Below are 22,486 nucleotides of genomic sequence, written 5' to 3'. Positions count from 1 at the left end.
TCGCCTAACCCACCGTACGGCATCACGTTTCCCGATCCCTCAACAACCCCTCCACATCCAGCCGTTTCGTCACCATCGCGAGCTTGCCATCCGGCCCGAACGGCCATTGCTCCCTCGGCTTGTCCCAATACAGCTCGACGCCATTTTCATCCGGATCGCGCAGATACAGCGCGTCGCTGACGCCGTGATCGCTGGCGCCATCCAGCGCAATGCCGGCCGAGCGCACGCGGTGCAGCGCATCGGCGAGCGCGGCGCGCGTCGGATAGAGGATGGCGGTGTGATAGAGACCGGTCGTGCCGGGCGGCGGCGGCGAGCCGCCCTTGCTTTCCCAGGTGTTGAGCCCGATGTGGTGATGATAGCCGCCGGCCGAGATGAAGGCCGCGCCCGAACCCATGCGCTGCATCAGCTCGAAGCCGAGCACGCCGCAATAGAAGCCGAGCGCGCGATCGAGATCGGCGACCTTGAGGTGAACGTGGCCGATCCTGGTGCCGGCGGCGACGGCTGGGCTTTGCGACATGGGAATGCTCCGTTGAAGGCATGCACATAAGGCGGGCTTCGGGGCTCTGCTACGGCCGATCCCGAAACCCAGCGTTTCCGGAACAGAAATTAAGCCAGTTCCGCCACCTCGCCCTCCGGCAGGCCGAACTCGAACGTGTTCAGCGTCATCGACACCATCGTGTAGTAACCGCACAGGCCGATCACCTCGACCACGCCGCGCTCGCCGAGCAGCTTCACGGCCTCGTCGTAGAGCCCCTTCTCGACGCCGTGGCCCTCGTGCAGCGATTTCGCCACGTCGTAGATCATCCTGCCCCTGGGATCGTCGAACTCGGGCGTGCGGCGGTCGCGGATGGCGTCGATGATTTTGGGATCCATGCCGCCCGCCAGTGCGAGACGCTTATGCGCGTACCATTCGTAGTGCGCGGTCCAGTGCCGCGCCGTCACCAGGATCGCAATCTCCGAAAGCTTTGCGGGAAATATCGTGTCGAAGCGCAGCACCTCGCCGAGCCGCGTGGCGTGGCGCGCCATCTCCGGGCTGCTCAGCCAGGCCATCATCGGCGCCGGCGGCTTGCCGCGCTTGCCGGCAATCGACTCGTCGTAGGTCTGCCGCTGGCTCTCGTTCATTTCGCCAGGCGAAAGAAGTTTCAGGCGCATCGTCGTTTCCTCTTTGTTTTCAAGCACCGTCTTGGTCGCGACTATAGCGGAATGCGGCTCGCGGAAGTGGTTGAATTCCGCGGGAGCTTGGCCCAGAGTCGCGCCCAACAAGTCGATTTTGATTGATGGAAACGACCAATGTCTGAATCCAAAACCAGCGATTCTGAGACCGCCGATCTCGAAACATTCCGCGCTGAGACGCGCGCCTGGCTGGAAGCCAATTGCCCGCCGGAAATGCGCAAGCCCGCGACGTCGGATGCCGACGTGTTCTGGGGCGGACGCAACGCAAAGTTCTCGTCCGAGCCGCAGCGCATCTGGTTCGAGCGCATGCGCGACAAGGGCTGGACCGTGCCTGACTGGCCCAGGGAATATGGCGGCGGCGGTTTGAGCGCCGCCGAGCACAAGGTGCTGCGCGCGGAGATGGGAAGAATCGGCGCGCGTCCGCCGCTGTCGAGCTTCGGCATCTGGATGCTCGGGCCGGCGCTGCTGAAATACGGCAACGACGCCCAGAAGCAGGAGCACCTGCCCAAGATTGCCGCGGGCGAGATCCGCTGGTGCCAGGGCTATTCCGAGCCGAACGCCGGCTCCGACCTTGCTTCGCTGCAGACCCGCGCCGAGAGCGACGGCGACGATTTCGTCATCACGGGTTCGAAGATCTGGACCTCCTACGCCAACTACGCCGACTGGATCTTCTGCCTGGTGCGTACCGATCCCGCTGCGAAGAAGCATGACGGCATCAGCTTCATCCTGTTCGACATGACCTCGAAGGGCGTCTCGACCAAGCCGATCCTGTTGATCTCCGGCTACTCGCCGTTCTGCGAGACCTTCTTCGACGGCGTCCGCGTGCCGAAATCGCATGTGGTCGGCACCGTCAACCGCGGCTGGGACGTTGCGAAATACCTGCTGCAGCATGAGCGCGCGATGATCTCGGGCATGGGCGAGCGCGGCGTCGGCCGTCCGCTCGGTCAGATCGCGGCCGATTCCGTCGGCACCGATGCGCAGGGGCGGCTCGATGATTCCATGCTCCGCGGCAAGATCGCCAGCTTCGACGTCGATGAAGCCGCGCTTGCGGCGTGCGCCGAGCGCGCCGTCGATCTCGCCAAGGCGGGACAGGCGCATCCGGCGTTCTCCTCCGCGATGAAATATTACGGCACCGAGCTCAACAAGCGCCGCTACGAGATCCTGATGTCGGCCGGCGGCGCCGATGCGCTGGAATGGGAGAGCGAGCGCTCCAAGCAGGGCGCCCGCCCGCGCGCCTGGCTGCGCACCAAGGCCAACTCGATCGAAGGCGGCACGAGCGAGGTGATGCTCGGCATCGTCGCCAAGCGCATCCTGGATTTGCCGGGGGCGTGAGGCGCACTCTCTTACGGCGTCATTCCGGGGCGCGACGAAGTCGCGAACCCGGAATCCATCTCACCGCATATAAGCGGCCCGATGGATTCCGGGCCTGGCCCTTCGGGCCATCCCGGAATGACGACGACAAATAGATTTCTCATCGGAAACACGCACATGGCCCTCGTCCTCACCGAAGAACAATCGATGCTCCGCGATAGCGCACGCGGGCTGATCAGCGACAAGGCGCCGGTGTCGCATCTGCGCCATTTGCGCGACAGCAAAGACCCCACCGGCTTCTCCAAGGAGTTTTGGCATTCCTTCGCCGAGATGGGCTTCGCCGGCCTCCTGGTGCCGGAAGAATTCGGCGGCAGCGGGCTCGGCTATGTCGAGGCCGGTGTCGTGATGGAGGAGATCGGCCGCACCTTGATGCCGTCGCCCTTCCTCGCCACCAGCGTGATTGCGGCCTCGGCGCTGAACCGCGGCGGCAATGCCGCGCAGAAGTCGGAATATCTGCCGAGGATCGCGAGCGGTTCGCTGCTCGCGACGCTCGCGATCGACGAAGGCGCAAAGCATCGTCCGCTCCAGACCAACCTGCAGGCCGTGCGCGCCGGCAACGGGTTCAAGCTCTCCGGCGCCAAGGCGCTGGTCGTCGATGGCCACGTTGCCGATTTGCTCATCCTCGCCGCGCGCACGGGCGGCACCGCCGGCGAGCGCGAAGGCTTGACGCTGTTCCTGGTGAACCCTGCGGCCAAGGGCGTCGCGATCGAGCGCACCATCATGGTCGACGCGCACAATGCGGCGCGGATCGAGCTCGCCAATGTGGAGGTCAATGCCGACAGCGTGCTCGGCGAGGTCGATCAGGGCGCCGCGCTGCTCGACGGCGTGCTCGACATCGGCCGTGGCGCGGTCGCAGCTGAAATGGTCGGCCTCAGCGAAGAAGTTTTCAACCGTACCGTCGAGTACCTCAAAAATAGAAAGCAGTTCGGCAAGCTGATCGGCGAATTCCAGGCGCTGCAGCATCGCGCCGCCGAGCTCTATGTCGACATCGAGATCACCCGCGCCGCCACCATGAAGGCGCTTCAGGCGCTGGATACCGATGTTGCCAAGGCAACGTCAGCCGTCGCGGTGGCAAAAGCCCGCGCCGGCACCACCGCCACCCGCGCGGTCCAGGAAGGCGTACAGATGCATGGCGGCATGGGCATGACCGACCAGTTCGACATCGGCTTCTTCATGAAGCGCGCGCGGGTGTGCGAGGAGCTGTTTGGGGATGCGAACTACCACACCGAGCAGCTGGCGCGGGCGCGGGGGTATTGAGGCGAGGGCGAGTAAAAGCGTGCAGCGTCGCCTCAATCTCGATGTCGTCCCGGCGAAAGCCGGGACCCATAACCCCCAGGGAGTAGTTTGGCGAAGGCTCGTGGTTAAAGAGCCTTCCCGCGGTACGGTCACCTGCGCTTATCGATAAATCACGCGGTATGGGTCCCGGCGTTCGCCGGGACGACACGCGTGAGGCCTACCGCATCGGCGGCGCGTACTGCACGCCACCCGCGTTCCACAGCTGGTTCATGCCGCGCGGGATCTTCAGCTTCGACTTCTCGCCGATGTTGCGCTCGTACATCTCGCCGTAATTGCCGACGTGGCGGATGATGCGGACGGCCCAGTCCTTGGTGAGGCCGAGCTGCTCGCCGTAATTGCCTTCGGTGCCGACGAGGCGCATCACTTCCGGCTTCTTCGACTTCAGGGCCTCGTCGATGTTCTCCGAGGTGACGCCCAGCTCTTCGGCGTTGATCATCGCATAGAGCGTCCACTTCACGATCATCATCCAGTCGTCGTCGCGCTGGCGCACCACGGGGGCGAGCGGCTCCTTGGAGATCATGTCCGGCAGGATCATGTGATCGGCCGGCTTCGCCAGGTTCAGCCTGAGCGCGTAGAGCTGGGAGACGTCGGCGGAGAACGTGTCGCACTTGCCGGTGTCGTAGGCCTTCACGACCTCGTCGAGCTTGTCGAACTTCACCTCGTCATACTTCATGTTGTTGGCACGGAAGTAATCGGCGACGTTGAGCGCCGTCGTGGTGCCGGCCTGGACACAGACCTTGCTGCCGGTCAGGTCCAGCGAGGTCTCCTTGTTGCGCGAACGCGGCAGCATGAAGCCGGCGCCATCGTAATAGGCGACCGCGGGGAAATAGAGGTCGTAGTCGAGCTCGCGCGCCATGCTCCAGGTCGAGTTGCGCGAGAGGATGTCCACCTTGCGGCTCTGCAATTCCTTGAAGCGCTCGCTGGCATCGAGCGGGATGAACTTCGCCTTGCCCGGGTCGTTGAAGATCGCCGCGGCCACCGCGCGGCAGAAATCGACGTCGAAGCCGGCCCAGTTCTTGTTGTCTTCCGAGTACGAGAAGCCCGGCAGCCCCTTGTTGACGCCGCACAGCACCTCGCCGCGGCGCACGGTGCGCTTCAGCGTGCGGGTGTCGTAGAATTCATAGATGATGGCCAGAACGGCGACCAGCACGGCGACCGCGAGCCCGATCAGCAGGCCGCCACGAAAAGTGCGCATCATGTTGCTCTCTCGAAAAATCGGGAAAAGGAATTGGGAGGAGGGCGCGGAGCATGATCCCCTGGGGATCATGCTCCGACGATAGCCTTACAGCTCGGGCTTCTGCCGGATCACCACCTTGGTGCCGACAGGAACGCGGTCGTAGAGATCGGCGACGTCGTTGTTGACGAGGCGGAAGCAGCCCGAGGACACCTTGGTGCCGATCGTGTCAGGACGGTTGGTGCCGTGGATGCGGTAGACGGTGGTGCCGAGATACATGGCGCGTGCCCCGAGCGGATTGCCGGGGCCGCCTGCCATGAAGCGCGGCAGATAGGGCTGGCGCTGGATCATCTCCGGCGGCGGCGTCCAGTCCGGCCACTCCTTCTTGTTGGTGATGTTCACCAGCCCCTGCCACTGGAAACCGTCGCGGCCGACACCGATGCCGTAGCGGATCGCGCGCCCGCCCGGCTGCACCAGGTAAAGGTGGCGCTCGGCCGTGGAGATGATGATGGTGCCCGGCGTCTCGGTGGTGCGGAAATAGACCACCTGCTTCTGCCATTCCGGCTCGAGCTGGTAGCCATCGTCGGCGACCAGACCCGGCTCGTCGCCGCGATCAGGCTGCTGCGCGATGGCATGTGGTGCGGACAGGATCAGGCCGATCGCGGCCACGAACGTCCCGGTCAGGCGACGAAAATCCGTCATTTCAAGCTCTCCCCACTGCCACGGCGCAAATCATTCGGAACCATCAAACCTGAGGGGCATGTTCATGGCAAGTTGATGGCGCGCCACCCTGATATGTCACGAGAATGCTTTGGTTTTTTGACGGGGTCCTCGCAATGCCACAAACAGGGGATGGCGCGAAAAGCATAGTTTGTCACCGCTCGGGAGGTGAGCTCCCTCTCCCGCTTGCGGGAGAGGGCTGGGGAGAGGGTTTCGCCTCCAGGGAGACTCCCTCAGAGGAGAGAGCCCTCACCCGCGCCTTCGGCGCGATCTCTCCCGCAAGCGGGAGAGGCTCAGACCGAACTCGCGGTGAGATCAAATTCGACAACTGGCGCGAGACGCCGGCTAGATCTTATTGCTCTCCGCAGCGATCCCCAGCCGCCTCACAATCTCCGTCCCCACCGCCCGCGCCTCCACCCGCGATCCGATCCGGGGACTGCGAAACCGTCGTCCCGAGCGCAGCCGGATCGTGACGATGCAGTGCTCGTCCTCGGACCGGCCGCGGCGGTCGACGGTGATCGTCTTCACCTCGTGTCCCTCGATATGGTCCGCGCGCGGCGTGCCGTCGCCCCATAGGCGTTCGATACGGATATCGCCCTCGCGGACGATCCAGAACGCGCCGGTCACGAGATTGGCGTAGCGATGCACCGCGAACGCCGCGAGCGCGCCGAGCGGCAGCAGCAGGATATCGACATGGCTGGGCGGCCATCCGCGCCAGAGCTTGTAGGCGTAGGGCACAGCGGACAACGCGACGGCGATCAACGCGACGATGCGGATGTCTCGTGCGGGAAACGCCTCGAGAGGCTCGCCAAGATGCATCTCGGGATTGCTGGCATCGAGCGGATTGACGGGTTCCTCGACATTGGGAACGTCGAATTGCGTGGCGATCCGGGCCACGGTGTCATGAACATGCGTGACGTCGGAGATCGGCGGCGACGTCAGCCGTTCCCCCGAGGTCAGCGTGAAGACGAGTTGAAAGCGGGCCTTCACCCGCTTGTTGCCGGGAACCTGCAACGCCGTGATGTCGTCCTTCGCGACGATGCGTGTGCGCAGCTTCCCAAACGGGCTTTGCCGCCCGATCAGGATCTCGTTCGCCGTGATGATCCACACCACCGCCGGCGCCATCATGATGCCGACGACGAACCCCGCGCCCACCAGCAGCGCGACCACCGAGATGACGATTTCCGGCGTGTCATGCGTGAACAGGCCGGGCGTGAAGCACAGCGCAACGGCCGCCGCAAAGCCGGACATCACCAGCCGCTGCGCGATCGAGGAGCCTTCACGAAGGCGAATGTCGTTATTGAGGGGCGTGTCGTCCATTGCGGGCGGCTGATTGCGTCAGCGCGAAACTCCACGGACGGGTCCGTGGAGTCAAGCAACAAGGGAGCCGCGCGTGCCGCACTCAGCCATTGACGTTCAGCAGCTTGGCCACGGTGCGGTCGATCTCGTCGTAGCGGCCTTCGCCGGCGTGCTGGAACACGATCTTGCCGGTCTGGTCGATGATGTATTGCGCCGGCCAATACTGGTTGCTGTAGGCGTTCCAGGTCTTCGAATCGTTATCCTGCGCGACCGGATAGGTGATGCCGTGGCGCTTCAGCGCCGCCTGCACGTTGGAGGCCGAGCGCTCGAACGGGAATTCCGGCGTGTGGACGCCGACCACGACGAGGCCCTTATCCCGGTATTTCGCATAGAGCTCGGTGACGTGCGGCAGCGTGTTGACGCAGTTGACGCAGCCATAGGTCCAGAAATCGACCAGCACGACCTTGCCGCGGAGGTCGGCCATGTTCAGTGGTTTCGAGTTGAACCAGTTGGTGAGGCCGGCGAAATCCGGCGCGGTCTGCTGGCTTGCGGCGGCGGTGACGACGGGGGTCGCGCGCGCAGCCTCGTCGCAGATGCCGGGGATGACGGCGCCGGCGACGGTGAAGCCGATCAGGGCGGCGGAGACGGCGAGCAGTCTGAAAGTCATGGAAGCGTCCTCCGGTGACGATGAGGGATGATCACAGGCCGATCTGGCCGGTGGGATAGAAGCCGGTGAGCCACGCCACGATCAGCGTGTCGTATTGGAAATAGGCGGCGACCGCGAAGGCGATCACGACGATGCCAAAGCCCTGCTGCAGCCGCGGCGAGATCCGCGAAAGGCTGCGCACCCGTGTGGTCGCGGCCTGCCCGCCATAGGCGATCGCCAGCATCGGGATCGCAGCACCAATGGCGTAGGCGATCAGCAGCGTGCCGGCCCAGCTGAGATTCTTCGAGGTCGCGACCAGCGTCAGGATCGAGCCGAGCACCGGGCCGGCGCAGGGCGTCCAGACCAGGCCGAGCGTGGTGCCGAGGATGAGCCCGCCGAGCGCGCCCTCGCGCTGGGTAGCGCCGGAACTGCCGAGATCGAGCCAGCCATTGAGCCGGCTCGACAGCCATTCGAACGGCGCCGGCCACAGCATCAGCAGGCCGAAGCCGAGCAGCAGGATCGCGGCGGCTTCACGCAGCACATTCGGATCGAAATCGAACAGCCGTGTCAGCGCACCGAGCAGCAGCGCGACCGCGGAGAAGGAGACGACGAAACCGAGCGCGATCATTGCGGGCCGCAAGTGCCCCGCGCGCCCGATCGAGGCGCCGAGCAGGATCGGCAGCATCGGCAGCGTGCAGGGCGCGGCGATGGTGAGGATGCCGGCAAGGACGGCGAAGATCAGGTCGAGCATGGGGCACTCGTGAAGGAGGTCACGAGGGCAGTTCGGGCGGGATGCGTGGATCGTTACAGAGCGTCACGGCTTCGTGACGGGGGGCAATTTTCACCTCAGGTCGTCATGCCCGGGTTTGTCCCGGGCATCCACGTTCTTGGTGCCGCGCCGAAGGCGTGGATGGCCGGGTCAAGCCCGGCCATGACGATGGAGGACCCAGCGGGGGTCGCAATGCCCACGTCACGGCTCGCCAAACACAAAACGACCCGGAGGGGGGCATCCCGTCCGGGTCGTGGAGTCCTTGGGAGGTTTAACGAAACCGTATGAGAGCTTTATAGGGGGGAAGTTTTTCCGCCTGATGTTGTGCTTTGTTTCAATTGTTTCGTCGGCGGTAACACTTCCGTGTCCCGGGAGAGGGCCAGATCGGCGGCCCTATCCCTTTGAAATCCTTGGCCTCAGGCAGCGAAGCGCTCGACGCCGCAGCCCTTAAGCAATTCGGCCAGTTGCTTGCGGGCGTAGAACATCCGCGTCTTCACCGTGCTCTGGGGGATGCCGATGATCTGCCCGACCTCCTCCACCGACTTCTCGTGGTAGTAGACGAGGGTGATGATCTCGCGATGTGCGGGCGACAGCTTCTGCACGCAGGCGCGCAGGATGGCGCTGGTGTCGCTGCGGTCGAGCGAGGTCTCCGGCGTATCGGAATCGTCGGGGATCTGCCGCACGTCCTCCTGGTCGATGTCCTCGAAGCGGCGCTGGCGCATCGCAGTCAGCGCCTTGAAGCGGGCGATCGACAGCAGCCAGGTCGAAACCTGGGAGCGGCCCTGGAATTGGCCGGCGGTCCGCCACACGTCCAGGAACACCTGGCTGACGAGGTCTTCCGCCGCGGTGGCGTCACGCACGATGCGCAGGATGAAGCGGTACACCCGCACGCTGTGCCGACAATAAAGGATATGCATCGACGTCCGGTTGCCGTCGGCAATGCTCTCGAGAAGCATGTCGTCCGAAGTCGCCTGAGCGGCGATGATGCTCTGGCTGGCCTGGGCGTTGATGGCGATGACGTTCCGCATTGACTTGGCTCCCCGTAGCGCCGCAACCGAGCGGCGTTTCCTTGGACCAAAGTGTTAATGAGCCAACGTTTCGGGACGTCTGCACGAAAAGGGGAAAATGGTTTCGTGCGCCGCCAAATTGTTTCGTCGGAGGGATGGCGACGAAACATTCGGGACGAAAAGTCGTGGAATTTCAATGTACGGAAAATACGGGGATAGGGGTGTTGAGGCGGACGGGGGCGCCACGGAACGAATCTTGGTGACTTGCGTTCGGTCGCGCCAGACTGTCGTCCCGGGGCGCGAAGCGAACCCGGGACCCATACCCAAAGGGAGGAGTGGTTCCGGGGACTCGGAGTGGGCGCTTTCACGCCAAACCACGGCCTGGGGTTATGGGTCCCGGATCTGCGCGCGCCCAAGGGCGCGCTTGTCCGGGACGACGGCGGAGTGTGAGGCTTACGCCTTCTCGCCCGCCGGCGAGAACAGATAGCCGCCGCCGCGGATGGTGCGGATCACGGCGGGCTTGGCCGGATCGGGCTCGATCTTGCGGCGGATGCGCATGATGCGCAGGTCGACGGCGCGGTCGAAGGCTTCGGCGTCGCGCGCGTTAGCCAATTCCAGCAAGCGCTCGCGAGACAGCACGCGCTTCGGATTGGCCGCGAACACCTTCAACAGCCCGAACTCGGAGGCGGTCAGCGGATGCTCGTTGCCCTCGTCGTCGCGCAGGGCCTGGGCTTCGAGATCGAGCCACTTTGTCCCGAACCGTACCAATTGCTCCTTGTCGGATTTCGCCGCCGCCGCATCAGGCGCTGCGGCCTTGGCCGGCACGCTCCGCCGCAGCACCGAGCGGATGCGCGCCATCAGCTCGCGCAGCTCGCAGGGCTTGGCCACGTAATCGTCGGCGCCGAGCTCGAGGCCCACCACGCGGTCGATCGGGCTCGCGGTTGCCGTCAGCATGATGACTGGCACGTTGATGCGGCTCTTGAGGTCGCGGATGATCGAGAGGCCATCTTCCTCGGGCATGTTGAGATCGAGCACGACGAGATCGGGCATGCTGCCCTGGATCGCGGCGCGCAAGGACTTGCCGCCGTCGCACAGCGTCACGGTGAAGCCGTGCATCTTGAGATAATCGCCGACCATCTCCCGGGCCGGGGCTTCATCGTCGACGATCATGATGTGCTGGCTTTGGGTCATGGTCTCTACGTCACGGCATTTCGGTCGCGGGAAGGGTGATGGTGAAGGTCGAGCCCTTGCCGGGCCCTTCGCTGTCGGCGGTCACCTCGCCGCCATGCATGTCGACGATACGCTTGACGATGGAGAGCCCAAGTCCCGTCGAGCTCTCGCCGGCGGTCGGTTTGGCCGACAGCCGCTGGAACCGGCCGAACAGGCGGCCGAGATCTTCCGGCGACAGGCCGGCGCCCTCGTCGCTGACGCGGACGACGGTGTCGCCGCCCTCGTGGCTGACGACCACGTCGATCTTGCCGCCGATCGGTGAGTATTTGATGGCGTTGCTGATGAGATTGTCGATCGCCTCGCGGATGCGGTCGGTGTCGCACATGGTGACGATGTTGGCCGGCGCGGCGACGCTGATCGCCTGCTGCTTGTTGACGGCGAGCGGCTGGTTGGCCTCGGCGACCTCCTTGACCAGGGCGGCGACGTCGACCGGCTCGCGGCGGATGGTGATGTCGAAGGCATCGGCCATCGCGTCCGAGATCAGATGGTCGACCATCGTGGTCAGGCGCTTGGTGGCGTCGCGGATGTGGTCGACCTGGGCGACCACGCCGTTTTCCGAGGCGCCGGTCGAGATCAGCTCCTTCAGCATCTCGGTGCGGCCGAGGATGACGCCGAGCGGGTTCTTCAGATCGTGCGCGACCGTGCCCAAAATCTCGTTCTTGAAGCCGTTGGCGCGCTGCAGCCGCAGCCATTGCGCGGAGAGGCGGCGGTTGGCCTGCATCAGCGCGCGGGTGCGCTGGGCGACGCGGTCCTCCAGCTGGGTATTGGCGGCTTGAAGCTGCTGATAGAGGATGACGTTGTCGAAGGCGATCGAGAGCCTTGAGGAGAAAATCTCGACCAGCGAGCGGTCGGTCTCGGACAATTCGCGCTCGGCCTGCAGCAGCACTACCACCTCGCGGCCGGACCCTGTGCGCAAATAGATCACGCTGCGGTGGTCGGCGAATTCGTTCTTGCGGCGCTGAAACGCGGCCTCCACCATCTCGCGCAGTTCGGGGTCGAGCGCCTTCGACGTCGTGGTGCCGATGAAGCGGCTATAGCAGCCGCTGCCGGCGAGGACCGAGAGTTCGGGGTCGATGCCGCCATTGTCGCGCAAGACCAGTATACCGGCGCAATCGACGTTGAGCAGCGAGGCCAGCTGGGTCAGCACGCCCTCGGCGAGCCGCTGCATCGACTTGAAGTCGTACAGCGTCGAGGCCGCGTCGATGATGATCTCGAGCCCGCGCCGTGTCTGCACCATGCGCTCGAGCTGCTGATAGGAGCGCAGCGCCGCGGTCAGCGAGGTGAACAGCTTGTCGGCGGTGAGCTCGGTCTTGGCCTTGTAGTCGTTGATGTCGTACTGCACGATCACGCGCCGCTCGGGCGCCTGGCCGGGCTGTCCCGTGCGCAGGATGATGCGCACCGTCTCGTTCCGGATCTCGTTGCGGATGAACTCGACCAGCTCGAGGCCGGCGACGTCGGTCTCCATGATGACGTCGAGCAGCACGGCGGCGATGTCGCTGTGCTCGGCCATCAGCTTGCGGCCTTCCGCCGCGGAATAGGCCGACAGGATCTCCAGGCTCTGGCCGTTGAGGCTGTAGTCGGACAACGCAAAGCGGGTGCCGTCATGCACGGCCGGATCATCGTCGATGACGGCGATCTTCCATTTCCGGGCGTTGGCATCCTCCGACGCGGTACCGGTATCGTCGATCAGGTGGAGGACATCGTCCTGTTCGGCCATTGAGAAGTCCCGTCACTTTCTGTGCTTTGCGCGCCGCCCTTGGCGACCCGGGGCATGATAATGCGAAAAGTGGTGCCTTGTCCCAGCTTGGATTCCAGCATCATGCGCCCGCCGAGCTGCTGGGTGACGAGGTTATAGACGATATGAAGCCCGAGTCCCGTGCCGCCTTCATTGCGCCGGGTGGTAAAGAAAGGGTCAAAGGCCTGGCGCTGCACGTCGGAGGTCATGCCGGCCCCGTCGTCGGTGAAGATGAGCTCGACGTCGTCGGCCCCGCGCGGCCGCGCCGAGATGATGATCGTGCCGGCGCGCCCGTCGGCGAAGGCGTGGTTGGCGGCGTTGAGGAAGAGGTTGGTCAGGATCTGGCCATAGGAGCCGGGATAGCCGTCGAGCAGCAGCCCCTCGGGCACGTCGACCTGGAGCGTGATCGGCGAGCGCTTCAGCACCGGGCGCAGGCTGGCGATGATCTGGTCGGTGGCCTCGCTGAGCGAGAATTGCCGCCGCTCGGCATGGGAGCGGTCGACCGCGACCTGCTTGAACGACTGGATCAGCTCGCCGGCGCGCTGCAGATTGGCGACCAGCTGCTGCGAGGCGTCGCGTGAGGACTGCACGAATTCCTCCAGCTGCGAGCGACGCAGGCCCCCATCGCCCTTGAGCTGGGCCTCGAAGATCTCGCTGCGCCGGGCAAAACTCGAAGCCACCGTCAGACTGATGCCGATCGGATTGTTGACCTCGTGCGCGACGCCGGCGACGAGACCGCCGAGCGCTGCCAGCCGTTCGGCATCGATCAAATTCTGCTGTGCGGTATTGAGCTCGAGCAGCGCGCTCTCGGCCTTCTCCTTGGACGCGCGCAACTCGTCCTCGGTCTGCCGCTTCGCGATCGCGTTCTCGCGGAACACCTCCACCGCGCGCGCCATGGCGCCGACCTCGTCGCGGGCCTTGGTGCCCTGCACCTCGCGGTCGAGATCGCCGAGCGTGATCGCGCGCATCGCCGCCATGATCTGCTGCAGCGGCAGCCGGATCGACAGCGCGATCATCACGCCGGCGGTGAGGATGATGCCGAGGAAGATCACCGCAATGGAAAGGACACGGCGGGAAATATCCGCCAGCGTGCGGTCGAAGGTCTCCTGCGCCTTCTGCTCGCGCTTGCGCATCTTGGTGGAGAGGTCGTCGATGGCGCCGATCGCCTCGGCCTGGCTGGCGTCGATGGTGTTGCGGAGCAGCTCGGTGCGGCTGGCAAGCTGCTCGGAGAGCTTTGCAAAGCCCTCACGCAGTGCGGCGGTGCGGGCCCCGAGCCGCCGCAAGGCCATCTTCTGCAGGTCGTTGTCGGCGAGATCGATCATCACGGGGATGGTCTTCTCGATCGTCTCGGTGTTGCGGCGCGCGTCGTCGGCCGCGCCCGATGACAGCGACAGATAGTAGGAATTGGCCGCCACCAGCATCGCGGTGAAGGCCTCGCGGGATTTGCCGAGCGATGGCCAGATCAGGGCGTCGCGATGGCCGGTGGCGCCTTCGATGATGGAATAGAGGCCGGCCATGTCCCTGGCCGGGCCCTGCACCTGGTCCTCATAGGTCTTGGCAATGGTGGCCTGCACGCTGCGCAGCTCGCCGAAGCCGTTGAGGAAGCGGTCGGTGGTGCGCTCCAGCTCCTCGACCGAGCCCGACAGCATCGGGTCCTTGGCGGCGCGGTTGGTCAGCGTGCCCAGTACCGCCTCGCGCAGCAGCAGGATCTCGGCGAACAGGTCGGGGCTCGGCTGGTTGATGTAGCGGTGGATCAGATTGTGCAGGCGCCCGGTCTCGCTTTCGAGCAGCGCCAGGATGCGGTCGGATTCGCGCACCTGGCGCACGTCGTCCCAGGCCGAGCCCAGCACCTGCGCGCCGTTCCAGATCATCCCCACCAGCACCACCACCACGGCGGAGTTCAGCGCGGCGATCGACAGGATGCGCCAGCGGATCGGCACCGCCCGAAGCACGCCGACCAGCCGTGCGCGCAGCCGTCCGATCGGGCCGGACGGCCGGTCTGGGTGCTCGGTATGTCCAAGTGCAGCCAACGCGGCTCACTCCACCTTGCGAATGCGTTCGATCAGCGCGGCCGCGGCGGGATCGCGCCCGGCCTTGGCGTAGATCGGGGCCATCGCGTCCTCGAACGGCTTGCGGTCGATCTCCCTGATGATGGTGACGCCGGCTTCCTGCGCCTTGCGCTGCGACTGCTCCTCGAGGTCGCGCCATTTCTCGCGCATGAACCGGCTGGAGCGCTGCGCGGCCTCCCGGAAGATCTTCTGGTCGTCCGGCGACAGGCTCTGCCAGGCCTTCAGCGAGATCACCAGCACTTCGGGGCTCATCGTGTGCTCGGTGAGCGTATAATGCCCGGCGTGCGTGTAATGATCCGTCGTCACGAAAGATGGCCAGTTGTTCTCGGCGCCGTCGATCAGATGGTTGGCGAGCCCGGTGAGCACCTGCCCATAGGGCATCTCGACCGGCTCGGCGCCGAGCGAGCGGATCATCTGGCTCATCAACTCCGACTGCTGCACCCGGATCCGCAATCCCTTGAGATCCGCGATGGTCTTCACCGGGCGGGCGCCGTTGTAGATCGACCGCGCCCCGGAATCGTAGAAGGCGAGCCCGACGAAGCCATAGGGCTCGAAGCTGTTCAGGATCTCGCTGCCAATCGGCCCGTCCAGCACCTTCTGCATGTGCTCGATGGACCGGAACAGGAACGGCATGGCGAGCACGTTCATCGCCGGCACGAAGTTGCCGATCAGCGCCACGTTGGTCCGGTTGAGGTCGATCGCGCCGGCCCGGGTCTGCTCGATGGTCTCCTTTTCCTCGCCGAGCTGGCGGGAGTGGAACACCTTGATCTCGTGGCGGCCGCCGCTGCGCTCGGCGATCAGCGCGCCCATGTAGCGCAGCGCCTGGACGGTCGGGTAATCCTCGGTCTGGGTATCGGCGGAGCGAAATTCGCGTGCAACGGCGCCCGTCGCACAGACGGCAAGCAGAAGCGCGACGACGATCACTCCGGTCCGCGAGAGTTCGGCACGGCTCAACACTGGCACACTCAACCCCTCAGTGGTGGAGTCTATGGCGGGAGCAAAAGGTTCAATGCAATCTAGCAGATGGTCGGGGGAAGGCCATCCCGCCCGGCGCGGCCGTGTAATTGTGCGGCGCGGCCGGCGTTCATTCCCGGTTGAAACCGCAAATGCCGCGCCTTAAGCAGGGCAGCCGCCTTTGTCGTGCGGCATGGGAAGCGCCATCGTGACTTCAGCATTGCGCCTTTTGCAGCTCGTCGCCGCCCTGGCGGCTCTCTCATTGGCCGCGCCCGTGCGCGCCGCCACCGACATCGCGTGGTGGCACGCCATGTCCGGCGAGCTTGGGCGGCAATTGGAAAAGCTCGCCTCGGACTTCAACGCCTCGCAGTCCGATTACCGCATCGTGCCCGCTTACAAGGGCAACTACACCGAGACGGTGACCGCCGCGATCTTCGCCTTCCGCTCGCGCAGCCAGCCCGCCATCGTCCAGGTCAACGAGGTCGCCACCGCCACCATGACCGCGGCCAGGGGCGCGATCTATCCGGTGTTCAGCCTGATGCGGGACATGCACGAGCCGTTCTCGCTGACCGATTACCTGCCCGCGGTCTCCGGCTATTACACCGACGCGGCCGGCAATCTGTTGTCGTTCCCGTTCAACTCCTCGACGCCGATCCTCTACTACAACAAAACTATGTTCCGCGACGCCGGCCTCGATCCGGACGCGCCGCCGAAGACCTGGCCGGAATTGGGCGCGGCCGCAAAGCGCCTGCGCGACCGCGGTGCGGCGTGCGGCTTCACCACGTCCTGGCCGTCCTGGATCCATGTCGAGAATTTCTCCGCTTTCCATAATTTGCCGCTGGCGACGCGCGGCAACGGCTTTGCCGGGCTCGACGCCGAGCTGACCATCAACAATCCGGTCGTGGTGATGCACATCGCCCAGCTCGCCGAATGGCAAAAGACAAAACTGTTCGACTATGGCGGCCGCGGCCAAGCGGCCGAGCCGCGCTTTCAGAAGGGCGAATGCGGCATCTTCATCGGCTCCTCGGCGACGCGCGCCGACATCAGAGCGAATTCGAAATTCGAGATCGGCTACGGCATGATGCCGTATTGGCCCGACGTGAAGGGCGCGCCGCAGAACTCGATCATCGGCGGCGCCACGCTGTGGGTGCTGCGCGACCGGCCGCGCGAGGAATACAAGGGCGTGGCGCGGTTCTTCGCCTATCTGTCGCAGCCCGGCGTGCAGGCCGCCTGGCATCAGAACACCGGCTATCTGCCGATCACCCGCGCCGCGTCCGAGCTGACGCGCACGCAGGGCTTTTACGAGCGCAATCCGGGCTCGGCGATCTCGTTCGAGGAGATCACGCTCAATCCGCCGACGGAGAACTCGAAGGGCATCCGGCTCGGCTCCTTCGTCCTGATCCGCGGCGCGATCGAGGACGAACTGGAGCAGGCGTTCGCCGGCCAGAAGAGCGCGCAAGCCGCGCTGGATTCCGCCGTCGAGCGCGGCAACAAGCTGCTTCGCCAGTTCGAGCGGGCAAGTCCGGAGCGGTAATGCATGTTGCGATTGGACACCGCTGCGACCTCGAGTGAGGTGCGCCCCCTCTCCCGCTTGCGGGGGAGGGTTGGGGTGGGGGTGTCTCCACAACGGGATAATCCCCTAGAGGAAAGAGCCCCCACCCGGCGCGGGACGATGCTTCGCATCGCCCGGAACGCGCCGACCTCCCCCGCAAGCGGGAGAGGTGCACCGTCTTCTTGGCTCGCACTGAATCAACAAAAAAACACCTGAATGACGATCGCTCCATCGCAAACACTGCCGGCCTTCACCGACTCCGAAAGCTTTCGCGCCTTTCGCTCCGCGTCCTCGCAATGGCTGCCGATCGCCCTCGACATCGCGCGCAGCCACGATCTCGACATCAGCGCGCCGCATGTGTTTGCGACCGGCACCAACCTCGTGGTTGGTCTCGGCGAGACGCTGATCCTGAAAATCTTCCCGCCGCTGCTGCACGCACAATTCGTCTCCGAGCGCGGCTCGCTGATGCAGCTCAAAGGCCATCTCGATCTGCCGATCCCCGAGATCGTCGCCGAAGGAACGCGAGACGGCTGGCCCTATCTCGTCATCACCCGTCTTGCCGGCACGCTCGGCTCGGAGGTCTGGCCGCATCTGCCCGAAGCGCAGAAGGAGCGCCTGCTGCGCCAGATCGGCGAGACCATCGCGAGCGTCCAGCGCGTCCCGCTCGGACCGCTGGCGAACATCGAGCCGCGCTGGGACGACTTCATGCGTGCGCAGATGCTAGGCTGCCGTGCCCGGCACACGCGCCTCGGCCTCGCGCCGAAATTCCTCAAAGGCCTCGACGATCTCCTGCGCGATGCGGAAAAGCTCATTCCGATGGATGCGCCGCCGGTCTTTCTGGTCGGCGAGTACATCCCGGAGAACTTCCTGCTCGCCTGCGATGACGGCCAGTGGTCGCTCAAAGGCCTGTTCGACTTCGGCGACGTGCTGGCGGGATGGCGCGATTACGACCTGCTCGGCCCCGGCGCGTTCATGGCGGCGGGCCGGCCGGGGAGGGTGAAGAGCCTGCTCGAAGGCTTTGGCTATACGAAGCTCGACTATACGCTGAAGCGCCGGCTGATGGCCCTGATGCTGCTGCACCGCGCCAGCGACCTCAACAGCCACATCTGCATCGAGGGCTGGCAGGAGCAGGCGGATGATCTGCTGGAATTGCAGGAGTTGATCTGGACGGGGTGAGCGCACTACCTCGATCCGTCATTCCGGGGCGCAGCGCAGCGGCGAGCCCGGAATCCATGGTCCCGCGCGTTCTGCCGCCCGATGGATTCTGGCCTCGATGCGGCGCATCACCCCGGAATGACGGTCATGCTTATTAGGCGGGCGTCTATCCAATGTAGCTCATTAAATAAGCAAATCTGTATCTTTGTATGCAATTACGGACAATCGAGACGAAGGCGGCGCACGCGTCAAATCAATATTTCATATGCGATTTCAGCCTATTACCTTGATTGTAAATACCCGTTAAGCCTTGGCACGAACTTTGCGAATCCGGTTCCAACCAAAAACTTTGAGTTGGAGCGATTTCATGAAGCGCCGCGATTTCCTCAAGTCCGTTTCCGGGTTGGCCGCCGGAGCGGCGCTTCCGGCGATGCCACAGGTGATTTCCTCAGCCTATGCCGACGCCCGCTCCGAGACGCTGCTGATCGTCTCGGAAGGCGGCCCCAACAATCTCGACATCCATGGCGTCGGCACCAACGTGCCCGGCTATGAGGTGTCTTGGAATTGCTACGACCGCCTGATCAGCCACGAGATGAAGAGCGGCCCCGGCGGGGTGCCCTATTACGACCGCGACAAGTTCAAGGGCGAGCTCGCCGAGGAGTTTAGGATCGACGACATGTCGGTCACCTTCAAGCTGAAGAAGAACGCCAAATTCCACGACGGGGCGCCCGTTACCGCCAAGGACGTGAAGTGGTCGCTCGATCGCGCCGTCAGCGTCGGCGGCTTTCCGACGTTCCAGATGAGCGCGGGCTCGCTGACCAAGCCCGAGCAGTTCGTCGTGATCGACGACCACACGGTGCGCGTCGACTTCCTGAAGAAGGACAAGCTGACGGTCCCCGATCTCGCGGTGATCGTGCCCTGCATCGTCAACTCCGAGCTGGTGAAGAAGAACGCCAGCGAGAAGGACCCCTGGGGTCTCGAATTCACCAAGCAGCAGACCGCGGGCTCCGGCGCCTACAAGGTGACGAAGTGGACCGCGGGCACCGAAGTGATCATGGAGCGCAACGAGGATTGGGTCGGTGGCCCCTTGCCGAAGATCAAGCGCGTGATCTGGCGCATGGTGCCGCAGGCCGGCAACCGCCGCGCGCTGCTGGAGCGCGGCGATGCCGACATCTCCTATGAGCTGCCGAACAAGGACTTTCAGGAGATGAAAGCCAACGGCAAGCTCAACGTGGTGTCGCTGCCGTTCTCCAACGGCATCCAGTATATCGGCATGAACGTCACCAAGCCGCCCTTCGACAATCCGAAGGTGCGCCAGGCCGTTGCCTACGCGCTGCCCTATCAGAAGATCATGGACGCCGTGATGTTCGGCCTCGCCAACCCGATGTTCGGCGCGCCGAAGGACAAGGCGACCGAGGTCGCCTGGCCGCAGCCGCATAAATACAACACCGACATGGACAAGGCGAAGGCGCTACTGGCGGAGGCGGGCTATGCGAACGGCTTCGAGACCACGATCTCGTTCGACCTCAATTTTGCCGGCGTCAACGAGCCGCTCTGCGTGCTGGTGCAGGAGAGCCTCGCGCAGATCGGCATCAAGACCACCATCAACAAGGTGCCCGGCGCCAACTGGCGCACCGAATTGAACAAGAAGGAGATGCCGCTCTTCACCAATGTGTTCTCGGGCTGGCTCGATTACCCCGAGTACTTCTTCTACTGGTGCTATCACGGCAACAATTCCGTCTTCAACACCATGAGCTACAAGTCGGCGGAGATGGACAGACTGATCGACGGCGCCCGCACCGCCGCCGCGGCCGGCGACAAGTCAACTTACGATGCCGACGTGAAGGGCTTCGTCGATCTCGCCTTCACCGACATCCCGCGCATCCCGCTGTACCAGCCCTTCGTCAACGTCGCGATGCAGAAGAACATCAGCGGCTATCAATACTGGTTCCACCGGAGGCTCGATTATCGCGCGCTGGCGAAGGGGTGAGGTGTCGTGCGTGCGTGCGATCTGGCCGTGTCTTTCAGCTCTTGGAGTGAGGCTGCCACCGCTCCCTCATTCCCTCCCCCCTTGTGGGGGAGGGGCAGGGAGGGGGGTAGCCACAAACTCAGACCTCTCCCGGAGCCACCCCCCTCCCTAGCCCTCCCCCACAAGGGGGAAGGGAACGCAGCCGAACGTGCCGCACGATCTCGTTCCCATACGCAGCGCAGGAGCACCCCATGCTCACCATGATCGGCAAGCGCCTGATGTTTGCGATTCCCTCGCTGATCGGGGTCGTCATCGTCACATTCCTGCTGACGCGCGCGCTGCCGGGCGATCCCGCCGCCTACTTCGCCGGCCCCGCTGCGACGAAGGAAGCCGTCGAGCAGATCCGGAAAAAACTCGGCCTCGACAAGCCGCTGATCGAGCAGTTCTTCCGCTACACCAACGACCTCGCCCACGGCGATTTCGGCAACTCGCTGACGACAGGACAGCCGGTCGCGGCCGAGATCCGCAACCGCCTGCCGGCCTCGGCTGAACTCACGCTGCTCGGCCTCATCGTGTCCGTCGTCATCGCCATTCCGCTCGGCGTGCTCGCCGCGACGCGGCCGGGATCGTGGGTCGATCACTTATGTCGCATCACGACGACAGCCGGCGTCTCGCTGCCGGTGTTCTTCACTGGCCTCGTGCTGGTCTATGTCTTCTATTTCCGGCTCGGCTGGTCGCCTGCGCCGCTCGGCCGGCTCGACGTGTTCTACAGCGCGCCGCCGACGGTGACCGGCTTCTATCTGATCGACACCTTGATCGCGCGCGATCTCGAAGCGTTCCGCTCGGCGCTGAGCCAGCTCATCCTGCCGGCGACGACGTTGGCGATCTTCTCGCTGGCGCCGATCGCACGCATGACACGCGCCTCGATGCTGGCGGTGCTCGCGTCCGAATTCGTCCGCACCGCGCGCGCCAGCGGCCTGTCACCGTCGACCGTGATCGTCACTTACGCCTTCCGCAATGCGATGCTGCCCGTGATCACCACGCTCAGCATGGTGTTCTCGTTCCTGCTCGGCGCCAACGTGCTGGTGGAAAAAGTCTTCGCATGGCCCGGCATCGGCTCCTACGCGGTGGAAGCGCTGATCTCGTCGGACTTCGCGCCGGTGCAAGGTTTTGTCCTGACCATGGCGGTCATGTACGTGCTGCTCAATCTCGTGATCGACATTTTGTACGGCGTGATCGATCCGCGCGTGCGGTTGGAAGGGTAGGGGGCATTCATGAGTTCTGTTGCGCCTGCTGTCGAGCCTGTCGGTCCCGCACGTACCTCGGGACTGGCTGCGATCCTCGAACAGACCCGCTACGTGCTCGGCGAAAACAAGGTCACCGGCTTTGCCTTCGCCTTGCTGATCCTGATCCTCGCCGCCGCGATCCTCGGTCCCTACGTGGTGCCCTACGATCCGCTCGCCTCCGACACCGCCGCAGCACTGAAGCCGCCGTCGGCCGCGCACTGGTTCGGCACCGACCAATTGGGGCGCGATATCTTCAGTCGCGTCGTCGTGGCAACGCGGCTCGACACTTTTATCGCGGTCGCCTCTGTCGCGCTGGTGTTCCTGATGGGCGGCCTCGCCGGCATCGCTGCCGGCTATTTCGGTGGCTGGACCGATCGCATCGTCGGCCGCATCGCCGACACCATCATGGCTTTCCCGCTGTTCGTGCTGGCGATGGGCATCGTCGCCGCGCTCGGCAACACCGTGCAGAACATCATCCTCGCTACAGCCATCGTGAACTTCCCGCTCTACGCCCGCGTCGCGCGCGCCGAGGCCAACGTCCGCCGCAACGCCGGCTTCGTGCAGGCCGCGCGTCTCTCCGGCAACGGCGAATTCCGCATCCTCTTGGTGCACATCCTCCCGAACATCATGCCGATCATGATCGTGCAGATGTCGCTGACCATGGGCTACGCCATCCTCAATGCCGCCGGTCTCTCCTTCATCGGCCTCGGCGTCCGCCCGCCCACCGCCGAATGGGGCATCATGGTCGCCGAAGGCGCGGGCTTCATGGTGTCGGGCGAATGGTGGATCGCGCTGTTCCCCGGCCTCGCCCTGATGATCGCCGTGTTCTGCTTCAACCTCCTCGGCGACGGCCTGCGCGACATCGTCGACCCCCAGCGGAGGACGTGATGATTGCTTTGTCTGAAGCTCGCCTCTCCCCGCGTGCGGGGAGAGGCCGGGCCGCGTTAGCGGACCGGGTGAGGGGGGGTCTCCGCGAACTCCTCTGCCAGCCGTTTGCGCGGAGAGAGGCCCCTCACCCCAACCCTCTCCCCGTAAGAACGGGGAGAGGGAGCGAGAGGCCCGTGCACGCCTCACGCGCAAA

Annotated in this window: 19 protein-coding genes; 7 read left to right on the top strand and 12 right to left on the bottom strand. The window is 64.7% G+C overall.

All coding sequences use genetic code 11. The annotated features are described in order from the left end of the window. Positions 1–22: 22 nt before the first annotated feature. Both XH81_RS09480 and XH81_RS09475 read right to left on the bottom strand, forming a co-directional pair. A complete protein-coding gene (locus XH81_RS09480; RefSeq protein ID WP_028139714.1) occupies positions 23–517 on the bottom strand; it encodes a VOC family protein in 495 nt (164 codons plus the stop codon). A gap of 89 nt (positions 518–606) precedes the next feature. Further along, a complete protein-coding gene (locus XH81_RS09475; RefSeq protein ID WP_028139715.1) occupies positions 607–1,152 on the bottom strand; it encodes a carboxymuconolactone decarboxylase family protein in 546 nt (181 codons plus the stop codon). 138 nt (positions 1,153–1,290) lie between these two features. Here XH81_RS09475 and XH81_RS09470 point away from each other — a divergent pair, with 138 nt between their 5' ends. After that, entirely contained in the window at positions 1,291–2,505 is a 1,215-nt protein-coding gene (locus XH81_RS09470) for an acyl-CoA dehydrogenase family protein (RefSeq protein WP_028139716.1), read from the top strand. Between the two features lie 156 nt (positions 2,506–2,661). Then, positions 2,662–3,801, top strand: a complete 1,140-nt coding sequence (locus XH81_RS09465) for an acyl-CoA dehydrogenase family protein (protein ID WP_028139717.1) — start codon at positions 2,662–2,664, stop codon at positions 3,799–3,801. 196 nt (positions 3,802–3,997) lie between these two features. Here XH81_RS09465 and XH81_RS09460 read toward each other — a convergent pair whose 3' ends face one another. From XH81_RS09460 to XH81_RS09415, 10 genes are all read right to left on the bottom strand, one after another. Continuing rightward, the gene (locus XH81_RS09460; RefSeq protein WP_028139718.1) at positions 3,998–5,035 is read right to left on the bottom strand and encodes an amino acid ABC transporter substrate-binding protein; all 1,038 of its coding nucleotides are present in this window, start codon (positions 5,033–5,035) and stop codon (positions 3,998–4,000) included. 87 nt (positions 5,036–5,122) lie between these two features. Further along, positions 5,123–5,716 (bottom strand): L,D-transpeptidase, encoded by a 594-nt coding sequence (locus XH81_RS09455; RefSeq protein WP_028139719.1) that lies wholly within the window; start codon positions 5,714–5,716, stop codon positions 5,123–5,125. A 363-nt stretch (positions 5,717–6,079) separates the two neighbouring features. Next, the gene (locus tag XH81_RS09450; protein WP_028139720.1) at positions 6,080–7,054 is read right to left on the bottom strand and encodes a hypothetical protein; all 975 of its coding nucleotides are present in this window, start codon (positions 7,052–7,054) and stop codon (positions 6,080–6,082) included. Between the two features lie 82 nt (positions 7,055–7,136). Then, positions 7,137–7,700 (bottom strand): thioredoxin family protein, encoded by a 564-nt coding sequence (locus XH81_RS09445; RefSeq protein ID WP_028139721.1) that lies wholly within the window; start codon positions 7,698–7,700, stop codon positions 7,137–7,139. Between the two features lie 31 nt (positions 7,701–7,731). Next, positions 7,732–8,430, bottom strand: coding sequence for a cytochrome c biogenesis CcdA family protein (locus XH81_RS09440; RefSeq protein WP_028139722.1), 699 nt, complete (start codon positions 8,428–8,430; stop codon positions 7,732–7,734). Positions 8,431–8,864: 434 nt separating this feature from the next. Then, positions 8,865–9,476, bottom strand: coding sequence for a sigma-70 family RNA polymerase sigma factor (locus XH81_RS09435; protein ID WP_018316842.1), 612 nt, complete (start codon positions 9,474–9,476; stop codon positions 8,865–8,867). Positions 9,477–9,908: 432 nt separating this feature from the next. Then, positions 9,909–10,646, bottom strand: coding sequence for a response regulator (locus tag XH81_RS09430; protein ID WP_028139723.1), 738 nt, complete (start codon positions 10,644–10,646; stop codon positions 9,909–9,911). A 10-nt stretch (positions 10,647–10,656) separates the two neighbouring features. After that, positions 10,657–12,402, bottom strand: coding sequence for an ATP-binding response regulator (locus XH81_RS09425; RefSeq protein WP_028139724.1), 1,746 nt, complete (start codon positions 12,400–12,402; stop codon positions 10,657–10,659). Then, positions 12,372–14,450 (bottom strand): sensor histidine kinase, encoded by a 2,079-nt coding sequence (locus XH81_RS09420; protein ID WP_244429081.1) that lies wholly within the window; start codon positions 14,448–14,450, stop codon positions 12,372–12,374. The genes XH81_RS09425 and XH81_RS09420 overlap by 31 nt, the downstream gene beginning before the upstream one ends. Positions 14,451–14,456: 6 nt before the next feature. Beyond that, the gene (locus tag XH81_RS09415) at positions 14,457–15,452 is read right to left on the bottom strand and encodes a TRAP transporter substrate-binding protein (protein ID WP_049801935.1); all 996 of its coding nucleotides are present in this window, start codon (positions 15,450–15,452) and stop codon (positions 14,457–14,459) included. A gap of 184 nt (positions 15,453–15,636) precedes the next feature. On the opposite strand from XH81_RS09415, the gene ugpB reads away from it, so the two are divergent. The 5 genes from ugpB (at position 15,637) to XH81_RS09390 (ending at position 22,293) form a co-directional block, all read left to right on the top strand. Continuing rightward, the gene (gene ugpB, locus XH81_RS09410) at positions 15,637–16,977 is read left to right on the top strand and encodes a sn-glycerol-3-phosphate ABC transporter substrate-binding protein UgpB (RefSeq protein ID WP_028139727.1); all 1,341 of its coding nucleotides are present in this window, start codon (positions 15,637–15,639) and stop codon (positions 16,975–16,977) included. Between the two features lie 234 nt (positions 16,978–17,211). Beyond that, the gene (locus XH81_RS09405; RefSeq protein WP_028139728.1) at positions 17,212–18,171 is read left to right on the top strand and encodes an aminoglycoside phosphotransferase family protein; all 960 of its coding nucleotides are present in this window, start codon (positions 17,212–17,214) and stop codon (positions 18,169–18,171) included. Between the two features lie 346 nt (positions 18,172–18,517). Further along, positions 18,518–20,140, top strand: coding sequence for an ABC transporter substrate-binding protein (locus XH81_RS09400; protein WP_028139729.1), 1,623 nt, complete (start codon positions 18,518–18,520; stop codon positions 20,138–20,140). A 230-nt stretch (positions 20,141–20,370) separates the two neighbouring features. Further along, the gene (locus XH81_RS09395) at positions 20,371–21,384 is read left to right on the top strand and encodes an ABC transporter permease (protein ID WP_028139730.1); all 1,014 of its coding nucleotides are present in this window, start codon (positions 20,371–20,373) and stop codon (positions 21,382–21,384) included. A 9-nt stretch (positions 21,385–21,393) separates the two neighbouring features. Beyond that, a complete protein-coding gene (locus tag XH81_RS09390) occupies positions 21,394–22,293 on the top strand; it encodes an ABC transporter permease (RefSeq protein ID WP_028139731.1) in 900 nt (299 codons plus the stop codon). Positions 22,294–22,486 lie beyond the last annotated feature (193 nt).

The organism is Bradyrhizobium sp. CCBAU 25360, from assembly GCF_028128695.1.
In the GTDB taxonomy this organism is placed as follows: domain Bacteria; phylum Pseudomonadota; class Alphaproteobacteria; order Rhizobiales; family Xanthobacteraceae; genus Bradyrhizobium; species Bradyrhizobium ottawaense.
Note: the sequence above shows the minus strand (reverse complement) of the source record. Positions and strands in the feature narration are given on the sequence as shown.